The sequence below is a fragment of the Kocuria rhizophila genome, from assembly GCF_003667225.1.
Classification (GTDB): domain Bacteria; phylum Actinomycetota; class Actinomycetes; order Actinomycetales; family Micrococcaceae; genus Kocuria; species Kocuria rhizophila.
On record NZ_RCOM01000039.1, the window covers coordinates 1 to 22,161 of the forward strand.

A 22,161-nucleotide genomic window follows, 5' to 3' on the forward strand; every position below is an offset into this window, starting at 1 on the left:
GGCGGGCGGTGTCCGGGGGCGCTCAGCCCTGGCGCACGATGCCCAGGACGGTGTCCCGGACGGCCTCCATGGCGGCGGTGTCCGGGGCCTCCACGTTGAGCCGCAGGAAGGGCTCGGTGTTGGAGGGGCGCAGGTTGAACCACCAGCCCTGGGTGGGGTGCGTGAACGTGGTGCCGTCCATGTCCTCGACCGTGACCGCGGGATCGGTCGAGGCGAAGTGCGCGCGCACGCGGTCTACCGCGGCGGCCTTGTCCTCGATCTCGGAGTTGATCTCGCCGGAGGCCACGTAGGGGTCGTAGCGGTCCATGAGGTCGCTGAGCGTGCCGTCCTGCTCGCCCAGGGCCGCCAGGACGTGCATGGCCGCGAGCATCCCGGTGTCCGCGTTGAAGAAGTCCTTGAAGTAGTAGTGCGCGGAGTGCTCACCGCCGAAGACCGCGTGCTCGGAGGCCATCACGGCCTTGATGAACGAGTGGCCCACACGGGTCCGCACGGCGCGGCCGCCGTTCGCCTCGATCAGCTCGGGCACGGCCTTCGAGGTGATGAGGTTGTGGATCACCGCGGGCTGCTCCTCGCCCGCGGCCCGGGCCCGGGCGATCTCGCGCTCGGCCACGATCGCGGCCACGGCGGAGGGGGAGACCGGCTCGCCGTCCTGGTCCACCACGAAGCAGCGATCGGCATCCCCGTCGAACGCGAGGCCGATGTCGGCGCCGTGCTCCCGCACGGCCTTCTGCAGGTCCACCAGGTTGGCGGGCTCCAGCGGGTTGGCCGGGTGGTTGGGGAACGTGCCGTCCAGCTCGAAGTACAGGGGCACGATCTCCAGCGGCAGCGCGTCCAGCAGGGCATCCCCCAGAACGGCGGGGGTGGTGAGACCGGCCATGCCGTTGCCGGCGTCCACCACGACCTTCAGGGGGCGGATGCCGCTCAGGTCCACGAGCGAGCGCAGGTAGTGGGCGTAGTCGCCCAGCACGTCCCGGCGCGTCACCTGGCCGCGGCGCTCGGCCGCGGGGATCTCCCCGGCGTCCAGGAAGCCCTGGGCGGTGTCCCGGATCTCGTAGAGCCCGGTGTCCGAGGACACGGGCACCGCGCCCGCCTTCGCCATCTTGATGCCGTTGTACTGGGCGGGGTTGTGGCTCGCGGTGAACGTGGCGCCCGCGCAGTCCAGGGTGCCGCACGCGAAGTACAGCTCGTCCGTGGAGATGCTGCCGATCACCGTGACGTCCGCCCCGCGCCGCGTGGCGCCGTCCGCGAAGGCCTCGATGAACTCCGGGGAGGAGGGACGCATGTCCCCGCCCACCACCACGGAGGAGCCGGTCAGGCCCAGGACGTCCACGAAGGCCGCGCCGGTGGCCCGCACGCTCTCGGCGGTGATGCTCTCGCCCACGATGCCGCGCACGTCGTAGGCCTTGAATGATGAGGAAAGGTCTGTGGTCACGGTGCACGATTCTACGGGAGCCCCGTGAGCGTCCACGGGCCGATCCGCGGTGCCACGGCATCCGTGGGCCGCTGTGGTTACATGAGAGCCATGGCCGAGTTCCTGAGGATGAGCAACCCGATCCAGCACTACGCCTGGGGGTCCTGCTCGGTGCTCGCCGAGATGCAGGGCCGCCCCGGACCCACCGAGCAGCCCGAGGCGGAGCTGTGGATGGGCGCGCACGCCAGTGCGCCGTCCCGTGTGAGTGTGGACGGGCAGCAGCGCGGGCTCGACGAGCTGGCCCCCCACCTGCCGTTCCTGCTCAAGATCCTGGCCATCGACGCGCCCCTGTCCATCCAGGTCCACCCCACGTCCGACCAGGCCCGGGAGGGGTTCGAGCGGGAGAACGCCGCGGGCATCGCCCTGGACGCCCCCCACCGCAACTACAAGGACCCCCACGCCAAGCCCGAGACCGTGGTGGCACTCACGGACATGTGGCTGCTCGCGGGCCAGCAGAGCCGAGCCCAGCTCTCGGCCGTGGCCGAGGACCTCGGCCTCTCGTGGCTCGCCACGGCGGCCGCCTCCCCCTGTCCGCTGCGCCACGCGCTCGAGCTCTCCGACGACGCCGCCGCGGCCGCCGTCCGTGAGAGCGTCAACGCGGCCGCCCCCGCACCCGACACGGCGGCGTCCGCACAAGAGGGGACCGTGTCGCTGTCCCCCGAGCAGGACGCGAACGAGCGCGCGCGCCGGCTCATCCGGCTGCTGACCCACCACTACCCGGAGGACCGGGGGCTGCTCGTGGCGCTGTGCATGAACGCGGTGCACCTCAGCCCGGGGCAGGCGCTGTTCACCCCCGCGCAGCAGGTCCACGCCTACCTCAGCGGAACGGCCGTGGAGATCATGGGCTGCTCGGACAACGTGCTGCGCGCCGGGCTCACCTCCAAGCACGTGGACGTCCCCGAGCTGCTGCGGGTCATGGCCGAGACCCAGCAGCCCGTGGCACCGCTCGAGACCCGCACCGCGGAGGACGGAGCCGTGCGGTACCCCCTGTGGGACCCGGCCGTCACCCTGCTCAGCGCGCGCGTCACTCCGCAGACGCCGCTCGTGCGGGAGATCGCGGACACGTGCCTGGTGCTCGTCACCGAGGGTTCCCTGGAGGTGGACGCCCACCGCCTGGAGGTGGGCGAGGCGGCCGCCGCGCGCACCGGTGCGGGCGGCGTCGTCGACCCGGAGAAGGAAGCTCCGGGAGCGGGGGGTGCCGCACGGACCGGAGCGGGAACCCGCGCCGGTGCGGGGGAGTCGCTCATCCGTCTGGGTGGACCGTGCACCGTGACGGCCACGGGGACCGGTCAGCTGTTCCTCGTGGAGGCCGTCACCGTCGGGCGACCGGAGGACCCCGATCTCACCCTTTAGGTTGTCGCGCATCCTCGCCGCGAGGGGTTGAATAGCTGGGCCCTGGTTTGACGATGTATGGGAGAACAGATGGACCGGCGGATCGAACGCACCCGCGCAGCGGTGGTGGCGGCCACAGTGGCACTGGTGGCCGACCGCGGTGCGCAGGTGGGGATGACCGAGATCGCCGATGCCGCGGGGGTGAGCCGCAAGGCCGTGTACGAGAACTTCGGATCCCGGGACCAGGTGCTGCGCAGCACCACCGAGTCCCTGCTCCACGAGGTGCCCCTGGAGCCGGAGGCGGCCCGGGCAGAGGGTCGCAGCCCCTGGGACGCTGTCCTGCCGCCCATCGCCCGGCACGTGGAGCAGTTCCGCTCCTTCTACCGGGCCGTCCTGTCCGGGCCGGGATGCTTCATGGTGCGTGACGCGGTGGTGGACCACGCCCTCGCTGGGCTGCGGGAGGTGCGCGAGCAGCGGGGGACCGCCGCGGGCGGGGACGAGGGCGAGTGCGACCGCTTCATCGTCCACGGTCTCGTGGGAGTGATCTCCGACAGCCTGGTCCAGCACCTCCAGGCCGACCTGCAGGGCCTGGTCCGGGAGCTGACCTCTGGTCTGGCCGCGTCCGTGAGCTGACCTCTGGTCTGGCCGCGTCCGTGAGCTGCTGAGACGCAGCTGGTCCGAACCGGCCCGCCGGGCTCGGAGGGTGGCGCGGGAACCGTGGAATATTCGCGTGCCGCGCACCGCTGTACGTGGCCCGGGGACGGACACGGTTCCCCGGAGGACTTGTTCCGACAGGAGGGACTCGAGATGACTGAGATCACGATCATCGGCGGCCACGGCAAGGTGGGGCTCCAGCTGAGCAGGCTGCTCGCCGCACAGGGGGACACGGTCAACGCCGTGATCCGCAAGGAGGAGCAGCGCCAGGACGTCCAGGACACGGGGGCGAACCCGGTGGTGGCGGACGTCCAGGACATGGACGTGGCCGCCCTCACGGAGCTGCTGTCCGGCCAGGACGCCGTGGTCTGGTCCGCGGGCGCGGGCGGAGGGTCCCCGGAGCGCACCTACGCCGTGGACCGGGACGCGGCCATCCGCTCGATGGACGCCGCGGAGGCCGCCGGGGTGAAGCACTACGTCATGGTCTCCTACATGGGGGCCGGCCAGGACCACGGGGTCCCGGAGGACAACGACTTCCACGCGTACGCCCAGTCCAAGGCGGACGCTGACGACCATCTGCGCGCCAGCTCGCTCACCTGGACGATCCTGGGCCCCGGAATGCTCACCGACGACGCCGCCACGGGCGCCATCGCGCTCGGCAGGGCCGGGGAGGGCGAGTCCAACACCACCGCCCGCGGCAACGTGGCCCTCGTGGCCGCCCGGGTGCTCGCGGATCCCCGGGGGACCGCGAAGAAGTTCATCGAGTTCGCGGACGGGGACACCCCCGTGGCCGAGGCCGTCGACTCGCTCGACTGACCGGGGCTCCCGCCGCCGCACCGGTTCGAGCCGTGGTCGAGCGGCCGCAGCAGCTCGGACCGCGACCAGGCAGTCCGCACCGCCCGGTGGGCGACGCCCTGACAGGGGTGTCGCCCACCGGGCGTTCTTCTAGGCTGAGGGCATGCAGATGCCATCGATCCACCCCGAATCCTCCGACGGCCGCGACCAGGAGCCCCTGGACCTCAGCGAGGTCATCGCCCTCACCGCCGTGGTGCACGGCACGGTCCAGGGCGTGGGGTTCAGGTACTGGTGCTGGCGGCAGGCCGAGAAGCTGGGGCTCACGGGCACCGCGACCAACAACGAGGACGGCACCGTGGGCGTCGTCGCCGAGGGCCCGCGCTGGGCCGTGGGGGACTTCCTGCAGGCGCTGATCTCACGGGACACCCCGGGTGCTGTGATCACCGTGGACGAGCACTTCGGTCCCGCCACGGGGCAGTACACGGACTTCAGCACCCACTGAGACCGCACGGCCGGCGCTGTTCACCTCCGGTTGACCTGCGCGGCCTACGGTGGGGGCACTCGCAGTCCGCCACACGAGGAGAACCATGACCGTCACGGAGTCCGAGGAGATCCCCCCGCGGGCCGAGCGCGCCGCCCAGTGCCTGGAGCGGGTGCGCGAGCTGCTGCTGCGGATCCGTGCGGCACGCGAGGTGCGGCTCGAGGGCATCAACGGGGTGGCCCCCCGTCACCGGCACTCCGCGGTCAACCTGGTGGACTACACCGCGGTGCGCTCCGAGGATGTCCGCGACCTGCAGATTCAGCTCGCGGGCCTGGGCGTCTCCTCCCTGGGGCGCATGGAGTCGGGCGTGGCCGAGCACCTCACGGCCGTGGCCCGCACCCTCGCCGCCGTGGCGGGGCTGCCGGACCCGCAGCTGCCTGACCTCGACCCCGGGCTGCTCCCCGGGGAGGACCTGCGCCCCGGACCGGTCACACTGGCGCGGAACACCGTGCGGCTGGTGGGCCAGGCGCCGGAGGGCAGGGCCACGCGCATCATGGTCACCATGCCCTCTGAGGCGGCGCAGGACCCCGCGCTCGTCTCCCGCATGGTGGCCGCGGGCACGGACGTGGCCCGCATCAACTGCGCCCACGACGGACCGCAGGAGTGGTCCAGCATGATCGAGCACCTGCGGGCCGCGGCGTCGGACCTGGGCACGGACGTGCGCATCGCCATGGACCTGGCCGGGCCCAAGGTGCGCACCGGCCCCGTGGAGCCCGGGCCGCGCGTCGAGAAGATCAAGCCCGAGCGGGACGCCACGGGTCACGTGATCCGCCCCGCTCGCCTGTGGCTCGGGGCCCAGCACTCGGAGGACGTCCCCGCGGTGGCGGTCGCACCCGAGCAGTGGCTCGCCGAGCGCACGGTGGGCGAACGCCTCCAGCTGCGGGACGCGCGGGACTCCGGTCGCACCCTGCGGGTCGTTGAGACCCACGACGACGCCGTGCTGGTGGAGTTCTCCAAGACCGTCTACTTCGCCACGGGTCTGGTGCTGCGCACCCGGGACGGTTCCGAGGCCACCCTGGGGGAGCTGCCGGAGACCGAGCAGTACCTCCGCGTGGCCACGGGGGACACGCTGCGGCTGCTCAACAGCACGGAACCTGTCCAGGTGGGCGGGCCGTCCCCGGTGCGGATCGGGTGCACACTGCCCGAGGCGTTCCAGGACGCGGCCGCGGGCCAGCGCGTGTGGTTGGACGACGGGAAGATCGGCGGCGTGATCCGCCATGTGCACGCCGGTCACATGGACGTGGAGATCACCCACGCGAGCCCGGCGGGCAGCAAGCTCAAGGCCGAGAAGGGCATCAACTTCCCCGACACGGATCTGCGGATCCCCGCGCTGACTGCGAAGGACCGGGAGGACCTGGCGTTCGTCGTCCAGCACGCGGACATCGTCAACATGTCCTTCGTGCGCAGCGCCCAGGACGTGGCAGACCTCCTGGCCGAGCTGCAGGCGCTGGGGGCCGACTCGGTGGACATCACGCTCAAGATCGAGACCGTGGGCGGCTTCGAGCACCTGCCCATGGTGCTGCTCGAGGCCATGCGGTGGCAGGACTCCGGTGTGATGATCGCCCGCGGGGACCTGGCCGTGGAGACCGGTTTCGAGCGCATGGCGGAGGTCCAGCAGGAGATCCTGTGGCTGTGCGAGGCCGCGCACGTTCCCGTCATCTGGGCCACGCAGGTGCTGGAGACCCTCGCCAAGAAGGGGCTGCCCTCCCGTGCGGAGATCACGGACGCCGCCCAGGGCCAGCAGGCCGAGTGCGTGATGCTCAACAAGGGGCCCTTCGTGGTGGAGGCCATCCGCACCCTGTCCTCGGTGCTCGAGCGGATGTCCGGGCACGCCTCCAAGAAGACGGACCTGCTGCGACGGCTGAACGCGTGGGAGGACTTCGTGCGCTGACCCGCCCCGGAGCGTGCCGTCTGCCGGGCCCGGGCTTGTGTGCCCTGGGCGTACGGGGTGCGCGGGCCCGCGCGCCGCCGCGAGCGCTGTGCCATAGTGAGTCCGATGTGCTCGGCCTCGGCCGCCGAGCAGCCCCTATCCGTCTCGAGGAGTGGACACAGATGCGCGTAAACCCCCTGAACAAGGCGTTCGACGAGCACGGGCAGCCGTCGCCGGGCGTGGAGAAGTTCCTGAACCACGCGCTGCGCGTCCAGCGGCCCTGGGTGGTCAAGATGATCAAGCACATGCGCAGGCAGCACCCCGACGAGACGCCCGCGCAGCTCGCCAAGCGCGCACGCAAGCTCTACGTGCGCTCGGTGACCGCGGGCGGCGGCGCGGTGGGCGCCACCGCCGCGATTCCGGGGATCGGGACCCTGACCTCCTTCGGGCTGTCCTCGGTGGCCGTCACCGGCTACCTCGAGGCGACCGCGCTCTACGCCCAGGCGGTCGCGGAGCTGCACGGGGTCGAGCCCAAGGACGAGGACCAGAACCGCACCATGGTCATGGCCCTGATCCTCGGGGACGACGGGCAGGCGCTCATGGGCCAGCTGCTCACCAGCTCCTCCACGAGCAAGAGCATCTCCAACAAGTGGGGGCTCATGATGGGCAAGTCCGGCAGCAACGCCAAGTTCTTCGACGTGGGCCGGTCCATCCGCAGCATGTTCGTCAAGCGCTTCATCGCCCGCCAGTCCGGTGCCATGCTGGGCCGCGCCCTGCCCATCGGGATCGGCGCGTTCGTGGGCGGCGGCGCCAACCTGGCCATGGCCCGTCAGGTCATCAAGTCCGCCGACGAGGCGTTCGGGGAGTTCCCGGAGCAGTTCCCTCCCAACCTGACCCTCGGGGACCGCGCAGAGGCGTTCGAGGGCGGGACCACAGCCTCCCAGCAGGAGGCCCTGGAGACCGCCACCACCGGGCGCGAGTGACACTGCAGGCCGCGTGACGGAGCGGGCGCCCCGGGGACCACCGTCCTCGGGGCGCCTGTTCGTTCACGCGGACGTCATCCCAAGGCTACTGGCGCGTCAGTTGGTGCTCGGTCTCCCGTCGCCGCGGCTTCCTACCGTGGGGCCGTGGCTGCCTCGACCGAACGTCCTCCCGCCCGTCCTCTGATCTACGCGCACCGCGGATCCTCGCACCGCTATCCGGAGCTGACCCGGGCGGCCTACGTTCAGGCGATCGCCGACGGCGCGGACGGCGTGGAGTGCGACGTCCACCTGACACGTGACGGCCACCTGGTGCTGCACCACGACGCCCAGCTGGGCCGCACGTCCAACGGCTCCGGGCCAGTGGCCCAGCACACCCTGGCGCAGCTGCGGGAGCTGGACTTCACCTCGTGGAAGGGTGTGGAGATCCCGCCGTCCCACGGGGCGGCCCACGAGCAGCTGCTCACGCTGGACGAGCTGCTGGACCTGCTGCTGGCCGCCGGGCGTCCCATGGGCCTCGCCGTGGAGACCAAGCACCCCAGCCCGTACGGCCACGGGCTGGAGGAGGCCCTGCTCGTGCTGCTCATGCGGCGCGGCTGGAACCCGGAGACCGGGATGCTCGGAACCGTGACGGTCTCGATCATGAGCTTCCACCCGGATGCCGTGCGCCACGTGCTGGACCACGTGCCACCGCGCCACGTGTGCCAGCTGGTCTCTCAGTCCACCGTGGAGTCGGTGCGCGCCGGTCTCGGCGTGGGCACCGCCACCGCGGCCGTGTGCCGCGCGGGCATGCGCCTCGTGATGCCTCCCGGGGTGCCCCTCATCTCCCGTGGGGAGGTGGAGCTCGCGGGGCCGGGGATCCGGTTCGTGCGGGACAACCCCCGGCTGGTGGAGCAGTGGCTCCAGCGCGGAGCCGTGCTGCGGGTGTGGACGGTGGACACCTTCGCGGACACCCACGTGTGCCTGGCCCTGGGGGTCCAGCAGATCACCACCAACGTGCCCGCGCTCGTCCGCCGCTGGAGCACCGAGCACGTCGACTCTGCGCAGAACGCCTCGGCGCACGGCCGAGGCGTTCGGGAGCGTGAACTGGTTCCGGCGGCTCAGAGGCCGTAGGAGTCCACGAGCCGTTCCGCCAGCCCGGTGTACCCGCCCGGGGTCAGGGCGCTGAGGCGCTGGGCGGTCTCCTCGGACAGCCCCAGCTCCCCGATGAACTCCCGCATGCGCTGGGCGTCCACACGGTGACCGCGGGTCAGGTCCTTGAGCCGCTCGTAGGGGTTGTCCATCCCCTCGCGCCCGGCAACGGCCTCCGCCCGCATGGCGGTCTGGACGGCCTCCCCGAGCACCTCCCAGTTCTGGTCGAGGTCCTCCGCCAGGGTGGCCTCCGCGACGTCCAGGCGGTCCAGGCCCTTGACCACGTTGGAGATGGCCAGCAGCGAATGCCCGAAGGCCACGCCGATGTTGCGCTGGGAGGACGAGTCGGTGAGGTCCCGCTGCCACCGGGAGGTCACGAGCGTGGCGGCCAGGGTGTCCAGCAGGGAGCAGGAGATCTCCGCGTTGGCCTCCGCGTTCTCGAACCGGATGGGGTTGACCTTGTGCGGCATGGTGGAGGATCCCGTGGCACCCTCCACCGGGATCTGCTGGAAGTAGCCGATCGAGATGTAGGACCACACGTCCGTGCACAGGTTGTGCAGGATCCGGTTGAAGCGCGCCACGTCCGCGTAGAGCTCCGCCTGCCAGTCGTGGGACTCGATCTGGGTGGTCAGGGGATTCCACGTGAGCCCCAGGCCGGTCACGAACGAGCGGGAGATCCCCGGCCAGTCCGTGTCCGGTGCGGCGGCGGTGTGGGCCGCGAAGGTTCCGGTGGCGCCGTTGAGCTTGCCCAGGAACTCGGTGCCGGCCACGCGCTGCACCTGACGGTCCAGACGGTGCGCGAACACCGCGAGCTCCTTGCCCAGGGTGGTGGGTGTGGCGGGCTGGCCGTGCGTGCGCGAGAGCATGGGCACAGCCTTGGTCTCACGCGCCATGGCGGAGACGGCGGCCACGAGACCGTGCGCCGCGGGCAGCCAGACCTGCTCCACGGCGTCCTTGATGCCCAGCGCGTAGGAGAGGTTGTTGATGTCCTCGGAGGTGCACGCGAAGTGCACCAGGGGAGTGAGGTGCCCGAGACCCAGCTCCGGCAGGCGCCGTCCGATGAAGTACTCCACCGCCTTCACGTCGTGGACCGTCACGGCCTCGAGCTCCGCGAGTTCCGCCACGGCGGCGGCGTCGAAGCCGGTCACGATGGCGCGCAGCCCCGCTTCCTGCTCGGCCGTGAGGGGCTCCAGGCCGGCCAGGGCGCGCTGCTCGCACAGGTGGATGAACCACTCGACCTCCACGTGCACGCGCTCGCGGTTCAGTGCGGCCTCCGACAGGTGGTCCACCAGGGGGGCGGTCTGAGGGCGGTAGCGGCCGTCCAACGGCCCCAGCGCCAAGGCGGGGCTCTGCTGGCCCAGGGCCACTCGTCCGGACGGGAGGGTCTGCGCGGCGTTCGACATGGTTCCCATTCTTCCACGGGCCAGGGGGCGCCCGCCCGGTGCGAGGTGCCGCGGCGAGGGACCTGCACCGCCGGGCACCCGGGGTGGCCCGGGAGGTCCGAGTCCCCAGTCCCCGCCGGGCGGTTCTCGCTCGGCCACGCCCCTTTCTAGCCTGGTCCCGCGCGCCGGGCCCCCGTCCGCGCAGTGCGGAGAGGACACCACATGACACCCACGGCACTCGCGGCCGCGCCCGGGGCGTTCCCCGGGATCAGCGGACTGGTCCACGAGCACCTCACGGCTCTCGCGCAGCGGTACGACGACGCCGCCGAACACCTGGGTGCCCTGCGCACCCGGGTGGCCGAGGCCGGGGAGACCCATGAAACCTGGCGCGGACCAGGCGCCCGCCTCTTCACCGTCCAGGTGGAACGCGACGTGGCCGGCCTGGGGGAGGACATCGCGAGCTGCCGGGAGGCATCCCGAACGCTGCGCTGGGCCGCGACCGCGCTCGCCGACCGCCTTGCCGAGCTCGAGACCGCGGCGGGGATCGGCGCCCCGCTGCTCTCCGCCCTCGGGGCCGTCCTGGGGCCGGGTCTCCTGACCGCACCCGCGGGGCGTCGGCCATGAGCCCCGTGGACGGTGCGGGCCGCCCGACGCATCCGGTGCCACCGGCCCACGAACCCCGCCAGGCGGCGTCGCCGGGTGGGGCCGTCACGGAGGTCCGCGGTCCCGCGGAGGACCTGCAGGGTGAGCTGTACGGTGACGCGGCGGCGCCCCGCCCCGCGGCGGAGGGGTTCGAGTCCGAACAGGACGTCGCGGCCGCGGTGGATGGCGCCCGGGAGACCATGACCGTGTACGGGGGCGCGGGAGCGGCCGGCGGGACCGCGGTGGACACGGACGGGATGCGGGCCACCTCCGGGGACCTCTCACGCGTGGCGTCGGAGTGCGGGGAGGTGGCGGCCGGTCTCACGCCGCTCGCGGTCGAGACGCAGCTGTGGGCCCTGACCGGAGAACCCCTGCTGGGTGATGCGGCAGTGATGTCGGGACTGCTCGTGACGGGTCTGTTGGACCACGCGGCCGAGGTCGCGCTGACGGCCCGGAAGCTCGAGGCGGCCGCGCAGCGCTACGAGGCGGCCGAGCAGGTTGTCACCGGGTCCTTCACAGCCGAGCAGCTGGAGGCACCCTGGCCGGGAGCGGGAGTGGCGTTCCTGCGGGACATGGCAGGCACGATCGAGGATTTCGAGGTGGCCTTCACCCGCGCCGGGATCGACAGCCCCGAGTCTTTCCGGGACCGGGTCCATCTCACCCTGTTCGGGGTCCTCGTGCGCGGTGGGGGTCCCCGCGGCACGGACGCCGTGATCCGAGGTCCCGGTGTGGACGACCTCCTGGACGGGGGTCTCCAGCTGGCGTGGCCCGACGGCGCCGCGGCCGGTTCCGGGAGCACGGCGGAGGACAGCGCGGCCGAGGGGGCGTCCGGCGCGGCTGCGGGCCCCGCGGCGTCGACCACGGGGCGGCGCCCGACGATCGGCCAGCAGCTGCGGAACATCCTGGTGGAGCGGCTCTCCGCCGCGGGTCGCCGGATGACGGACGGAGCCCCTGCTCAGGAACCTCCTGCCGCGGACGGCGCGGACATCTCGGAACTGGAGGTGACCGTGGCCGCGATGGCGATGGCTGTGCCCGGGGCGGCCGGTGTGTATGCGCTGTATCGCGAAGGCCGTCGGCTGAACCCGGCGGAACGCACCGGGGCGGTTCTCAGGGGAACGGGTCGGAACCTGGAGGAGGACCATCCCCTGTACCCCGCCCGGCGGGAGGTGTTCACCGGCATCACGCCGCGCAGCGCCCGCGAGCACCACATGACGCCGTTGCCCCGCAGGCCGCTGCCCGCCGGTGTGCGCTACGACGGCGCCGTCCCCACCACCGTGGCGGGGACGGCCGCGGCGCTCAAGGACGCCAAGACCATGGTGTCGGGCGCGGACGCGGATGGCGAACCCGTGGAGAACAGCACGGTGATGGTGCAGAAGGCCACCGGTGCGGACGGGCGCACCGCGTACTCGGTGGTTCTCACCGGGACCGAGCAGTGGTCGGACGGTCCCGGCGTGCACGACATCAAAGGCATCGGCCAGGGCATGACCGCGTCCCCCGCGGACTCCCTCACTGAGCTCCCGCAGGCCCAGCGCATGGCGGTGCAGGCACTGCAGGACGCGGGCATCCGCCCGGGGGACACCGTGGTGCTCACGGGGCACAGCCGGGGTGGGATCGACGCCGCGGGGCTCGCCGCGAACCAGGAGTTCCGCAGCCGCTACGACGTCCAGGCGGTCACCACGTACGGGGCGCCCGTGGGGGACTTCGCGATTCCTGCCGAGACCTCGGCGATGGCCGTGGAGCACGTCGACGACCTGGTGCCCACCCTGGACGGCGTGCCCAACCCGGACGGCGAACACCGGTCCACGGTCCGGGTGAACACACCCTACGCGGGCGCGTTGCGCTACAAGGACGGACCACTGGGAACCGCGGCGCACGAGATGAACCTCTACGTCGTGGGTGCCCAGGGCATCTCCGGGTCCGGAGACCCCACCGTGGAGGCGCACGAGCACCGGCTGGCCGCAGCTGTTCCCCACGGGCCGGGAGTCCGGACCGAGACCTACGTGTACGCCGGGTGGGAGGAGCATGCGGGTCTGGACGTGGAGGAGAGCCCGGCCGGCGGCGCACCGCCGGTCCGGTGAGCGGGAGGCGCCGCCGTGCGCGGCCGCCCGTCCTTCGCCCCCGCTGCCGGCACCGGCAACCCTCGGCGGCCGGGTGGCCGAGGCGGGCTGGTCGACGCGGGTCCGGGCACGCAGGGCGGGGAGTGCCGGCCTGGGCGGGAGGCCTGTCCGCCGAGGACGCCACCACGCACTCAGACGTCCGGTTGCCTGTGAGTTCTCGCAGAAGCGGGCGGATCCAACGGCGGCTCGGTCCGGTCGGCGCTCCGGGTGGGTCGTGCTGGTCGCTCGAAGGAGGGGGGGCGGCGGGCACGCGGCGCGTTCCCACGGGTCGCGCGCCGTGCACGAAGCCCGGGGGATCTCCGTGCACTCGCAAGGGCGCCGCGGAACCAGGTTCGTCCGAATTCCCGTGACGGCGGACGAGCAAACACGCCCGCAATGTGACCTGCAACACTTCATCCGGCGCCCGTGTAGGCTCTGGTGAACCCGAGGCGAACGCCCGTTTCCTGGAACTCAGCGCCACCTACCCGCACCCGCGCACCATGCCGACACCCCGGCAGTGCAACGGACGCGGAGCGCCCCCGAGGACCTGTGTTCGCAAGGCTCGACATGACCGGGGCGATCCTCCGGTCATGAAGACAGTGGAAGGACCACGACCGACCATGGAACCACGTACCCATCCGGGTGCTGTGCAGAGCACGCTCCCCCGGCACCAGCTGCTGGACGAGCGCGGCGTCGTCACGCAGAACCCGCTCCTGACCCCCTATACCGAGGACATCAGCGTCGATGACCTCAAGCACCTCTACCGCTCCATGACCATGTCGCGGCGGATCGACGAGGAAGGCACCTCGTTGCAGCGCCAGGGACAGCTGGTGCTGTGGGTGCCGCTGCGGGGCCAGGAAGCCGCGCAGATCGGCTCCGCGTGGCCCACGCGACCCACCGACAGGCTCTACCCCTCCTACCGCGAGCACGCCGTGGCCTTCGAGCGCGGCGTGGAGCCCTCCGAGCTCATGCGCTACTTCCGCGGACACACCGCGGGCGGCTGGGACCCCGAGAAGCACAACCTCAACCTCTACACCGTGGTGCTCGGCTCGCAGGCCCCCCACGCCGTGGGCTACGCCATGGGCACCATGATGGACCGCAAGGCCGCCGAGGACGCCGGCACGCCGCTGGAGACCGACCCCGAGGCCGTGGTCGCGTACTTCGGGGACGGCGCCAGCACCGAGGGTGAGGTTCACGAGTCCATGGTCTTCGCGGCGTCCTACGACGCACCGGTGCTGTTCTTCATCCAGAACAACCAGTGGGCCATCTCGGTGCCCTTCTCCACGCAGTCCCGCGTGCCGCTGGCCACGAGGGCGGCCGGCTACGGCTTCGAGGGCCTGCGGGTGGACGGCAACGACATCCTGGCCGTGGTGGCCGCAACCCGCTACGCCCTGGAGAAGATCCGCAAGGGCGAGGGCCCCGTCCTCATCGAGGCGGAGACCTACCGCATGGGCGCGCACACCACGGCGGACGATCCCACCAAGTACCGCAAGCGGGAGGAGGAGGACCAGTGGGGCCTGCTCGATCCCATCGAGCGGCTCAAGGTCCACCTGCGCACCGAGCACGGTGTGGAGGACTTGTTCTTCGACACCGTGGCGCAGGAGAACGACGACCTCGCGAACCGGATGCGCGCGGACGTCCTCGCCATGACGCCGCCCGAGTTCGTGGACCGGTTCGACAACGTCTACGCCGAACCGCACTCGCTCGTGGACGCCGAGCGCGCCGAGTACCTGGAGTACCAGGCCGGATTCGACGTCGCGGACGAAGCCCAGAACTCGGAACCGGAAGGAGCGGGCGCGTGAGCAAGCTGACCATTGCCAAGGCCATCACCGCAGGGCTCACGCGAGCCATGGAGGACAACCCCAAGGTCATGCTCATGGGGGAGGACATCGGCTCCCTGGGTGGCGTGTACCGCGTGACGGAGGGGCTCAAGGCCCGGTTCGGTGCGCACCGCGTGCTGGACAGCCCTCTGGGCGAGGCGGGGATCGTGGGCACCGCGGTGGGGCTCGCCCAGCGCGGCTACCGCCCGGTGTGCGAGATCCAGTTCGACGGGTTCACCTTCCCCGCGTTCAACCAGATCACCACGCAGGTGGCCAAGATCCACGCGCGCTCCGAGGGCAAGCTCAAGCTGCCCATGACCATCCGCATCCCGTACGGCGGTGTCATCGGCTCGGTCGAGCACCACTCCGAGTCCCCGGAGGCGCTGTACGCGCACACCGCGGGGCTGCGGATCATCACCCCGTCCAACGCGCACGACGCCTACTGGATGGAGCAGCAGGCGATCGCGAGCGACGACCCCGTCATCATCTTCGAGCCCAAGCGCCGCTACTGGCTCAAGGGCGAGGTGGACGAGACCGCCGAACCCATGGACCCGTTCTCCGCGTCCGTGATCCGCGAGGGCGAGGATGCCACCGTGGTGGCCTGGGGTCCCCTGGTACCCGTGGCACTGGCCGCGGCGAACGCCGCCGAGGAGGACGGGCGCAGCGTGGAGGTGATCGACCTGCGCAGCATCTCGCCGATCGACTTCGACTCGCTCACCGCCTCGGTCCGCAAGACCGGTCGCCTGGTGATCGCCCACGAGGCCCCCACGTTCGGCGGCCTGGGCGGAGAGATCGCCGCGCGCGTGACAGAGCAGGCCTTCTACTCGCTCGAGGCCCCGGTGCTGCGCGTGGGCGCGTTCCACATGCCGTACCCGCCGGCCGCGGTGGAGGAGCACTACGTCCCGGATCTGGACCGGGTGCTCGACGCACTCGACCGTTCCTTCACCTACTAGACATTCAGACCATCACCGCGGTCGTCGACGAGCGCGGTGTCCCCAGGAGGGAGAACAGATGTCCCAGGTTTTCACACTGCCCGATGTGGGCGAAGGGCTGACCGAGGCCGACATCCTGGCCTGGAAGGTGTCCAAGGGCGACACCGTGTCCGTCAACCAGGTGCTCGTGGAGATCGAGACCGCCAAGTCCGTGGTGGAGCTGCCTTCCCCGTACGCGGGAACGGTGCAGGAGCTCATGGTCGCCGAGGGCGACACCGTGGACGTGGGCACGCCCATCATCACGGTCAGCTCGGGTGACGACGCCCCCGCGGGCGGCACCGACCCCGGGTACACCGGTACGGTGCCGCAGAACGGACTAGCCGGTGCGGACGGTGCGGCCACGGGGGCGGAGGGCGAGGACCAGCCCCAGGGCCAGGCCCTCGTGGGCTCCGGGCCCAAGGCGGATCCCGTGCGTCGGCGGCGACGCAGCCGTCCGGCGTCCAGCGCGGTGCAGGAGCGCGAGGAGACTGCGGCGGAGAGCGCACCGCCCGCTCAGGCTCCGGCCGGTGCAGGCGGCGGGGACCCCGCCGGTGCCACGGCCCCCGCCGGTGGCGTGGTGCCACGGCGGCCCGGTCTGGCCAAGCCCCCCGTGCGCAAGGCCGCCAAGGAGATGGGCATCGACCTCGCGGACGTGCAGGCCACGGGTGAGGCCGGTCAGGTCACCAAGCGCGACCTGCTGGCCCACGCGGAGCGCGGCGGTGTCTCCGGAGTCGCGTCCGGCACCGCGGCTCCCGTGGCTGTCCGCGAGAGCGGGGAGCGTGTCGAGCGGATCAAGGTCAAGGGCGTCCGCAAGGCCACGGCCCAGAACATGGTCAAGTCCGCGTTCACCGCGCCCCACGTGTCCATCTTCGTGGAGGTGGATGCCACCCGGACCATGGAGTTCGTCAAGCGGCTCAAGCAGTCCCCGCGCATGGAGGGCGTGAAGATCTCCCCGCTGCTGATCGTGGCCAAGGCCGTGATCTGGGCTGCGGAGCGCAACCCGGACGTGAACGCCACGTGGTCGGACACCGAGATCATCGTGAAGCACTTCATGAACCTGGGGATCGCGGCGGCCACGCCGCGGGGTCTGCTGGTGCCCAACATCAAGGACGCGCAGGATCTCTCGCTGCGCGAGCTCGCCGTGGCGCTGCAGCAGCTCACCGAGACGGCACGTGCCGGACGCACGCAGCCCGCGGAGATGCAGGGCGGCACGCTGTCGATCACGAACATCGGCGTCCTGGGAGCGGACACGGGCACCCCGATCATCAATCCCGGGGAGTCGGGCATCCTGGCGTTCGGGGCCATCAAGCAGAAGCCGTGGGTGGTGGACGGGGAAGTGGTCCCCCGCTGGATCACCACCCTCTCCGGCTCGTTCGACCACCGCGTGGTGGACGGGGAGCTGGCTGCCCGCTTCATGTCGGACGTGGCCCGGATCGTGGAGGAGCCGGCACTGCTGCTGGAGTGAGTCACGGCTGACCGGGCCCTTCCGGGGCTCGGCGCAGACGCATCGAGGGGCACCCGCGGCACACGCGGGCGCCCCTCGCTGCGCCGGGCGCCCCTCCGCCGCGCCGGGCGCCCCTCCGTCGTGCCGGGCGCCGTGAACCGCGGCACCGCCCGGAGTGCCTCGCCGCAGCGGGGAACGGACGGGTCGTCCCGGGCGCGTGTCACGTGGCGCGGAAGCACCCCGCCACGTGACCGGGCGCCCGCCCGATCCGCTGCAGCCACCGGTGGGCGGTCACCGGACCCACCAGCACGATCCCGTGGGAGCGCAGGGTGAGGGACAGCCTGCGGGACGCGGCGGTGCTGTCCGGCAGGTCCAGCGCGTTCTGCGGTGGTGCCTCCGCCGGTGGCACCTGGGCTTCGGTGAGCAGCTCGTTCCACCGGGTGACGTCCCAGTCCTGGCACACCTCCGCGTTGTGGATCACCGCCTCGATCTTGGCCCGGTTGCGGATCAGGTCAGCGGTCACCAGGAGGTCCTCGACGTCGTCCTCGTCGAACAGAGCCACGCGCTCCGGGCGCAGGTGGGCCATGTGCAGGTACCAGGCCCCGTGGCGTGCGGACTGCGACCACCGGGCCAGCCCCGAGTCGACCAGTTCGAGCATGAGGGCGGCGAAGGGCTCGGCGGGGGTGCTCGGAGGGGTCCCCCACTCGTCGTCGTGGTCCGCGAGTGCGCCGGCCGTGCCGAGCGCCCAGGGGCAGCGGGACACACCGTCCCCGCACAGCACTGAGCGGAAGGCGTCGCGGGGGCTGGCGGTGGGGCGCTGATGGCTCCCGCCGGCCGCGGGGAGCGTCCCGGACGTGGGCAGCGCCGGCCCGGGAGCCGGGGGATCTGGTGCCGGGGCTGGTGGCTGCGCCGGGCAGGGGAGGGAACGTGCCGTCGTCGTCATGGCAGGAGGCTAGGACGCACGTGAGGCCCCGGTGCCGTGGGGCGGCAGCTCTGTGGAGTGCGGGATGGTGACTGCGGCTGAGGACCCGGGTGTGCAGGGCGCTCGCCGCGGGGCGCGCCCGGGCGAGCCGGAGGACGGGTGCCGCCTGGCAAGTGCGCGGTGCACGGTGCGTGGCGTCGATCACCGGCCCCGCCGGAGGACGCCCGGTCGGAGGAGGCGGCGGCACCCGGTCAGAAGGTGGACACGGCGCCCGTGACGTCCTCGATCTCCACGGCCAGGGGGTCGTCGTCGGGGTTCTGGGAGTCGTGGACGATGAACACGGCGGCGGGATCGCCCGGGGGCAGGGCGCGGACCGTGACCACTCCCGAGCGGACGTGGGCGAAGATCTCGGAGAGCTGGCGGGCGGTGGCGGAGAGCACCGCGTCGGACGGCGGGGTGCCGCGCTCGTCGAGGATGTCCACCGTGATCCCGCGAGCACGTGCCGCCCGGGTGAGCTCCAGGATGTGGGGGGTGGCGATCGCGCGGCCACGGATGCTGTCCCGCAGCTGCGCCTCCGTGAGGCGGAACTGCTGCACGTCGTAGTCGGTGACCACCGTGGACTCCTGGGCGATCTGCTCCAGGAGACCGCCGGCGAGGCGGCGCACCTCGTCCACACGGCGGCTCGAGGCGTGGCGCATGTCCTTCTCGGCCTCGTCGCCGCTGCGGGCGGCGTCGAGGATCCGCTGCGTCTCCTCCCGCCGGTTCATGAAGAAGTTGTACTGCCGCTCCACCATCCAGGTCACGATCATCACGGCCACACCCACCACGTGGTAGGCCTCGATGGGGAGGGGGACACCGTTCACCACGGGCCAGCGCAGCACGGACATGACCGTCACGCCGAGCCACACCAGCAGCGCCCACCCCGGTCTGCGACGCATGCCCAGGGCGAACAGCTCCGCGATGAACCCCAGGTGGAACCACGGGGACTGCCCGGCGTCCGTGGTCAGTGGAGTGGCCGCGTAGCCCTGCTGCGCCGCCACCAGGAACAGGGTGGCGCTCAGCGCGGTGGGGACCACGTGGAACCGGCGGCCGTCCCACGCCGGCAGGGCGATGATCAGCCCGGACACCGCGTACGCCGTGAGGGAGACGAACATCGCCCACCTGGAGGTCGCGTCCTCGAGGTGACGCAGCGCGTCCACGAACGGTGCGCCGAACGTGGCCAGGACGAGGAGCCCCATGAAGCGGTGGGCGAAGACCGGGCGGGTGACCTCGCTCATGCCACCACGTCCTTGGGCCACACGAGGTCCACCCGGGTGCCCCGGCCCGGGGCGGAGTCCAGGTGGACCCCCCCGCCGATGGAGTCCACGTTCTCCATGATGGACACGCGCACACCGATCCTGCGGTTCGGCACGTCGTGGTAGTTGAAGCCCCGGCCGTTGTCGCTGATGATGAAGCGCAGGTAGAAGCCCTCGGGATTGATGGGGCTCGCCTCGCAGATCTCGCCCTCCATGGCCACGGTGGTGATCGCGCTGCCGGAGTGCCGTGCGCTGTTGGACACGGCCTCCGTGACGGCCTGCGTGAGCCCGTGGGCCACGTAGGCGGGGACGAACACTCGGGGCTCACCGACGGGCCGCATGGGCGCCCGCAGGTTGGTAAAGCGCACGCGGTCCCGCCACGGGGACAGGGCCTCCATCAGCTCGTCCATGAGGTCGTGCACCATCACGGTGTGCGCGCCCGAGGCACGGCTGGACTCCTCGGCCAGCACATCCTGGGCCCGCGCGGCGAGCTCGCGGGTCCTGCGGGGCAGCACCCCGTGGTTGCGGGAGGCGTCGAGCAGCGCGGCCATGACGTTGTCGTGGATCAGACGGTCGATCCGTTCCTGGTCCTCCGTCTCCGACCGGCTGCGGGTCATGGCGAGCGTCTCGGACAGCGCCTCGGCGTAGTTGCGGTCCATGCGCTCGGTGCCACGCTTGCCCACCGTGATGATCATGATGAGCGTGAGGGCAAACACCAGGCGGGAGAGTCCCCCGGCCACCCAGGACTCAGCGTTGGGGGACACGGAGACGACCAGGACGGAGACCAGGGCGTAGAGCGCCTCGATCCCCACGGTGTACAGCACCGCGGCCGCGGGACTCCACAGCACGGCCGCGGCCCCGGAGGCCAGGATGATGAACCCCGAGATCCACGGGTTCTGGGGCAGCATGCCCCCGGTGTAGGCCAGGGGCAGCGTCAGGATGGATGCGGCCACCACCGCGGTGTACGCCCGGAACACCCACGGGCGCACCGAGTGGTGCAGCCCGTAGTAGAGGGTGAGACCCGTCAGGACACCGAGCGCGGCCAGGAAGATGCTGTACCAGCCGTGCAGGTGCGACTGCTGCTGGGCGAAGATGGGCAACACCTCGATCAGGTGGGTCACCCCGAAGACCCCCACCCCGATCATCGCGAGCCAGTGGGCACGGTAGGTGTAGACCCCCAGTTTCCCCGGCGCGGTGGTGGCGAAGAACCGCTTCCACCGCAGCTGGGTGCTGACCACGCGGTAGGAGCGGGCCCTGCTCCCCGAGCTCCTGCCGCGCAGGGTCACGGGGTGCCCGGGGTGCTCGTCACAGCTTCTTCTCAGCCGTGGTGACGTCGTCCTCCGGATCCACCAGACCGTCCTCGATGGCGCGGATGCGCAGATCGATCTTGGTGGGCGCGGGGCGTCCGATGCGGGCGTACTTCTCCCGGATCCTGTCGATGTTGGTCTTCACCGCGGACTGCTTGATGCCCATGCGCCGCGCCACCTGGACCTGCGCGAACCCGGAGGCGTACAGCCGCAGGGTCTCGCGCTCGCGCGGGGACAGGGCCGCGCGCGAGAACTCCACGTCCCCGTCGATCGCCGCGGCCAGCTCCTTGGTGATCACCGGCTTGCCGTCCGCGATGGCGCGCGCCTCCTCGATGGCGTGCTCCAGCGGGTCGGACTTGCGCACCAGGCCCAGTGCGCCGGCGCGCAGGGCCTCCCTGATCAGTGCCGCGTTCTCGGCGATGCTGAAGATCAGCACCTTCATGCCCGCGCTGCGCAGCCGCTCCACGTTGCTCGCGGGGCGGGACTTGTCCGCCAGGGACAGGTCCAGCAGGACGACGTCGCACTCGATGCGCTTGGCCCCCTGCGCCGTGAGGGCGGGATTCTCCGGGTCCCGGCCCAACTGGTCCAGCAGCGTGGTCACGGAGTCCGAGGACCCCACCAGCTTGACGTCCGCCAGCGATGTCATGGACACCAGGCGGACACCTTCCCGAACCACTTCATGGTCGTCGACGATCGCGACGAGTGTTGAAGGCATGGATGTTTCCTCCGTACTCCCCTGTGGAGGCCCAGCCCAGGCCCCCGACAGTACGGAAGTCTACTGGCTCATTGCATGCGAAATGCTCCAAGCGTCCACTTTGCGGTGGTAGTACATTCCCCACAGTCCGCCGAGGACCGCGCCCACGAGACCCAGCACCAGCAGCCCGCCGATCGCCACAAGACCCACGGTTGGATTCGCCCCGATCATCTCCTGGGCCACCCAGCGGGAACCGTCCTCCACGGCGGCCTGTCCCGCCCACAGCAGCGCGGCGGCGGAGGCCGCGGCCCGGGCGACGACCGACCACAGCCACACGCACACCCCCTGCGCGGCTCCCGAGAACCGGGCCATGCGCCCGGCCACGTAGCCGCCCGCCAGCATCGACAGCAGCTCGACCGCACCCAGGACGACGACGCCGCCCCACAGCTGCGCGGACCCCGGCTCGTTCCAGGCCCGCGCCAGGGCGTCTCCCGCGCTGAGCCCGGTGTCGAGGCCCACGGCGGGGCCCGCGAGGATGGCGAGGGCCGTCAGCAGCGCACCCAGCGCCGCCGCCGTGAGCAGCCCCATGAGCCCGGGGACGATCTGCAGACCCCCGAAACGCTGACGCTGCCGGGCGCGCAGGGCCTCCGCCGTGAGACGCGGGGCCGCGGAGGCGCCTCCGGGGCGGACCGCGGGTCGCATCGTGTCCCACGACGCCTCGGCGGAGATCCTCTCCTGGGGGTGGGTGAGGTGGTCGTCGCCCACCGGGTTGGCCGGGCCGGAGTGCTGGTCCCGGGGGTGCAGACGCCCGGAG

19 protein-coding genes are annotated in these 22,161 nt (G+C 71.8%); 12 read left to right on the forward strand and 7 right to left on the reverse strand.

Going from position 1 to position 22,161, the window contains the following annotated elements; all coding sequences use genetic code 11:
• Positions 1–22: 22 nt before the first annotated feature.
• Entirely contained in the window at positions 23–1,432 is a 1,410-nt protein-coding gene (locus tag D9R02_RS06860; RefSeq protein ID WP_047978548.1) for a phosphomannomutase/phosphoglucomutase, read from the reverse strand.
• 90 nt (positions 1,433–1,522) lie between these two features.
• Between D9R02_RS06860 and manA the strand changes: the two genes are divergently transcribed.
• The 7 genes from manA (at position 1,523) to D9R02_RS06895 (ending at position 8,756) form a co-directional block, all read left to right on the forward strand.
• The gene (gene manA / locus D9R02_RS06865) at positions 1,523–2,824 is read left to right on the forward strand and encodes a mannose-6-phosphate isomerase, class I (protein ID WP_059280775.1); all 1,302 of its coding nucleotides are present in this window, start codon (positions 1,523–1,525) and stop codon (positions 2,822–2,824) included.
• Between the two features lie 57 nt (positions 2,825–2,881).
• A complete protein-coding gene (locus tag D9R02_RS06870; RefSeq protein WP_047978547.1) occupies positions 2,882–3,436 on the forward strand; it encodes a TetR/AcrR family transcriptional regulator in 555 nt (184 codons plus the stop codon).
• Positions 3,437–3,610: 174 nt separating this feature from the next.
• Positions 3,611–4,273, forward strand: a complete 663-nt coding sequence (locus D9R02_RS06875; RefSeq protein WP_047978546.1) for an SDR family oxidoreductase — start codon at positions 3,611–3,613, stop codon at positions 4,271–4,273.
• Between the two features lie 142 nt (positions 4,274–4,415).
• Entirely contained in the window at positions 4,416–4,754 is a 339-nt protein-coding gene (locus tag D9R02_RS06880; protein WP_082142023.1) for an acylphosphatase, read from the forward strand.
• An 85-nt stretch (positions 4,755–4,839) separates the two neighbouring features.
• Positions 4,840–6,684 carry a pyruvate kinase gene (locus D9R02_RS06885; protein WP_083310941.1) on the forward strand — a complete coding sequence of 615 codons (1,845 nt, stop codon included), beginning with the start codon at positions 4,840–4,842 and terminating at the stop codon, positions 6,682–6,684.
• Between the two features lie 161 nt (positions 6,685–6,845).
• A complete protein-coding gene (locus D9R02_RS06890) occupies positions 6,846–7,646 on the forward strand; it encodes a hypothetical protein (protein ID WP_047978558.1) in 801 nt (266 codons plus the stop codon).
• A 144-nt stretch (positions 7,647–7,790) separates the two neighbouring features.
• Positions 7,791–8,756: a glycerophosphodiester phosphodiesterase gene (locus tag D9R02_RS06895; protein ID WP_059280777.1), complete on the forward strand. Its 966-nt coding sequence runs from the start codon at positions 7,791–7,793 to the stop codon at positions 8,754–8,756.
• On the opposite strand, the gene purB is transcribed toward D9R02_RS06895, so the two are convergent.
• Entirely contained in the window at positions 8,744–10,186 is a 1,443-nt protein-coding gene (purB, locus tag D9R02_RS06900; protein WP_047978545.1) for an adenylosuccinate lyase, read from the reverse strand. The two genes, D9R02_RS06895 and purB, sit on opposite strands and share 13 nt — an antisense overlap.
• 192 nt (positions 10,187–10,378) lie before the next feature.
• Between purB and D9R02_RS06905 the strand changes: the two genes are divergently transcribed.
• From D9R02_RS06905 to D9R02_RS06925, 5 genes are all read left to right on the forward strand, one after another.
• Positions 10,379–10,780: a hypothetical protein gene (locus tag D9R02_RS06905; protein WP_047978544.1), complete on the forward strand. Its 402-nt coding sequence runs from the start codon at positions 10,379–10,381 to the stop codon at positions 10,778–10,780.
• The gene (locus tag D9R02_RS06910) at positions 10,777–12,876 is read left to right on the forward strand and encodes an alpha/beta hydrolase family protein (RefSeq protein ID WP_259463921.1); all 2,100 of its coding nucleotides are present in this window, start codon (positions 10,777–10,779) and stop codon (positions 12,874–12,876) included. Before D9R02_RS06905 ends, D9R02_RS06910 begins: the two co-directional genes overlap by 4 nt.
• A gap of 608 nt (positions 12,877–13,484) precedes the next feature.
• A complete protein-coding gene (locus D9R02_RS06915) occupies positions 13,485–14,696 on the forward strand; it encodes a thiamine pyrophosphate-dependent enzyme (protein ID WP_019309951.1) in 1,212 nt (403 codons plus the stop codon).
• Positions 14,693–15,667, forward strand: a complete 975-nt coding sequence (locus tag D9R02_RS06920; protein ID WP_019309952.1) for an alpha-ketoacid dehydrogenase subunit beta — start codon at positions 14,693–14,695, stop codon at positions 15,665–15,667. Before D9R02_RS06915 ends, D9R02_RS06920 begins: the two co-directional genes overlap by 4 nt.
• 58 nt (positions 15,668–15,725) lie before the next feature.
• The gene (locus tag D9R02_RS06925) at positions 15,726–17,150 is read left to right on the forward strand and encodes a dihydrolipoamide acetyltransferase family protein (RefSeq protein ID WP_019309953.1); all 1,425 of its coding nucleotides are present in this window, start codon (positions 15,726–15,728) and stop codon (positions 17,148–17,150) included.
• Between the two features lie 199 nt (positions 17,151–17,349).
• Here D9R02_RS06925 and D9R02_RS06930 read toward each other — a convergent pair whose 3' ends face one another.
• From D9R02_RS06930 to D9R02_RS06950, 5 genes are all read right to left on the reverse strand, one after another.
• Complete coding sequence (locus D9R02_RS06930; protein WP_121566613.1) at positions 17,350–17,892, reverse strand: DNA-3-methyladenine glycosylase I; 543 nt, start codon at positions 17,890–17,892, stop codon at positions 17,350–17,352.
• Positions 17,893–18,302: 410 nt separating this feature from the next.
• Positions 18,303–19,328, reverse strand: coding sequence for a hypothetical protein (locus D9R02_RS06935; protein WP_019309955.1), 1,026 nt, complete (start codon positions 19,326–19,328; stop codon positions 18,303–18,305).
• Positions 19,325–20,632 (reverse strand): sensor histidine kinase, encoded by a 1,308-nt coding sequence (locus tag D9R02_RS06940; RefSeq protein WP_259463922.1) that lies wholly within the window; start codon positions 20,630–20,632, stop codon positions 19,325–19,327. Before D9R02_RS06940 ends, D9R02_RS06935 begins: the two co-directional genes overlap by 4 nt.
• Before the next feature lie 19 nt (positions 20,633–20,651).
• Positions 20,652–21,368 carry a LuxR C-terminal-related transcriptional regulator gene (locus D9R02_RS06945; RefSeq protein ID WP_029603191.1) on the reverse strand — a complete coding sequence of 239 codons (717 nt, stop codon included), beginning with the start codon at positions 21,366–21,368 and terminating at the stop codon, positions 20,652–20,654.
• A gap of 60 nt (positions 21,369–21,428) precedes the next feature.
• On the reverse strand, positions 21,429–22,161 hold a 733-nt coding region (locus D9R02_RS06950), incomplete at its 5' end, for a hypothetical protein (RefSeq protein ID WP_121566615.1).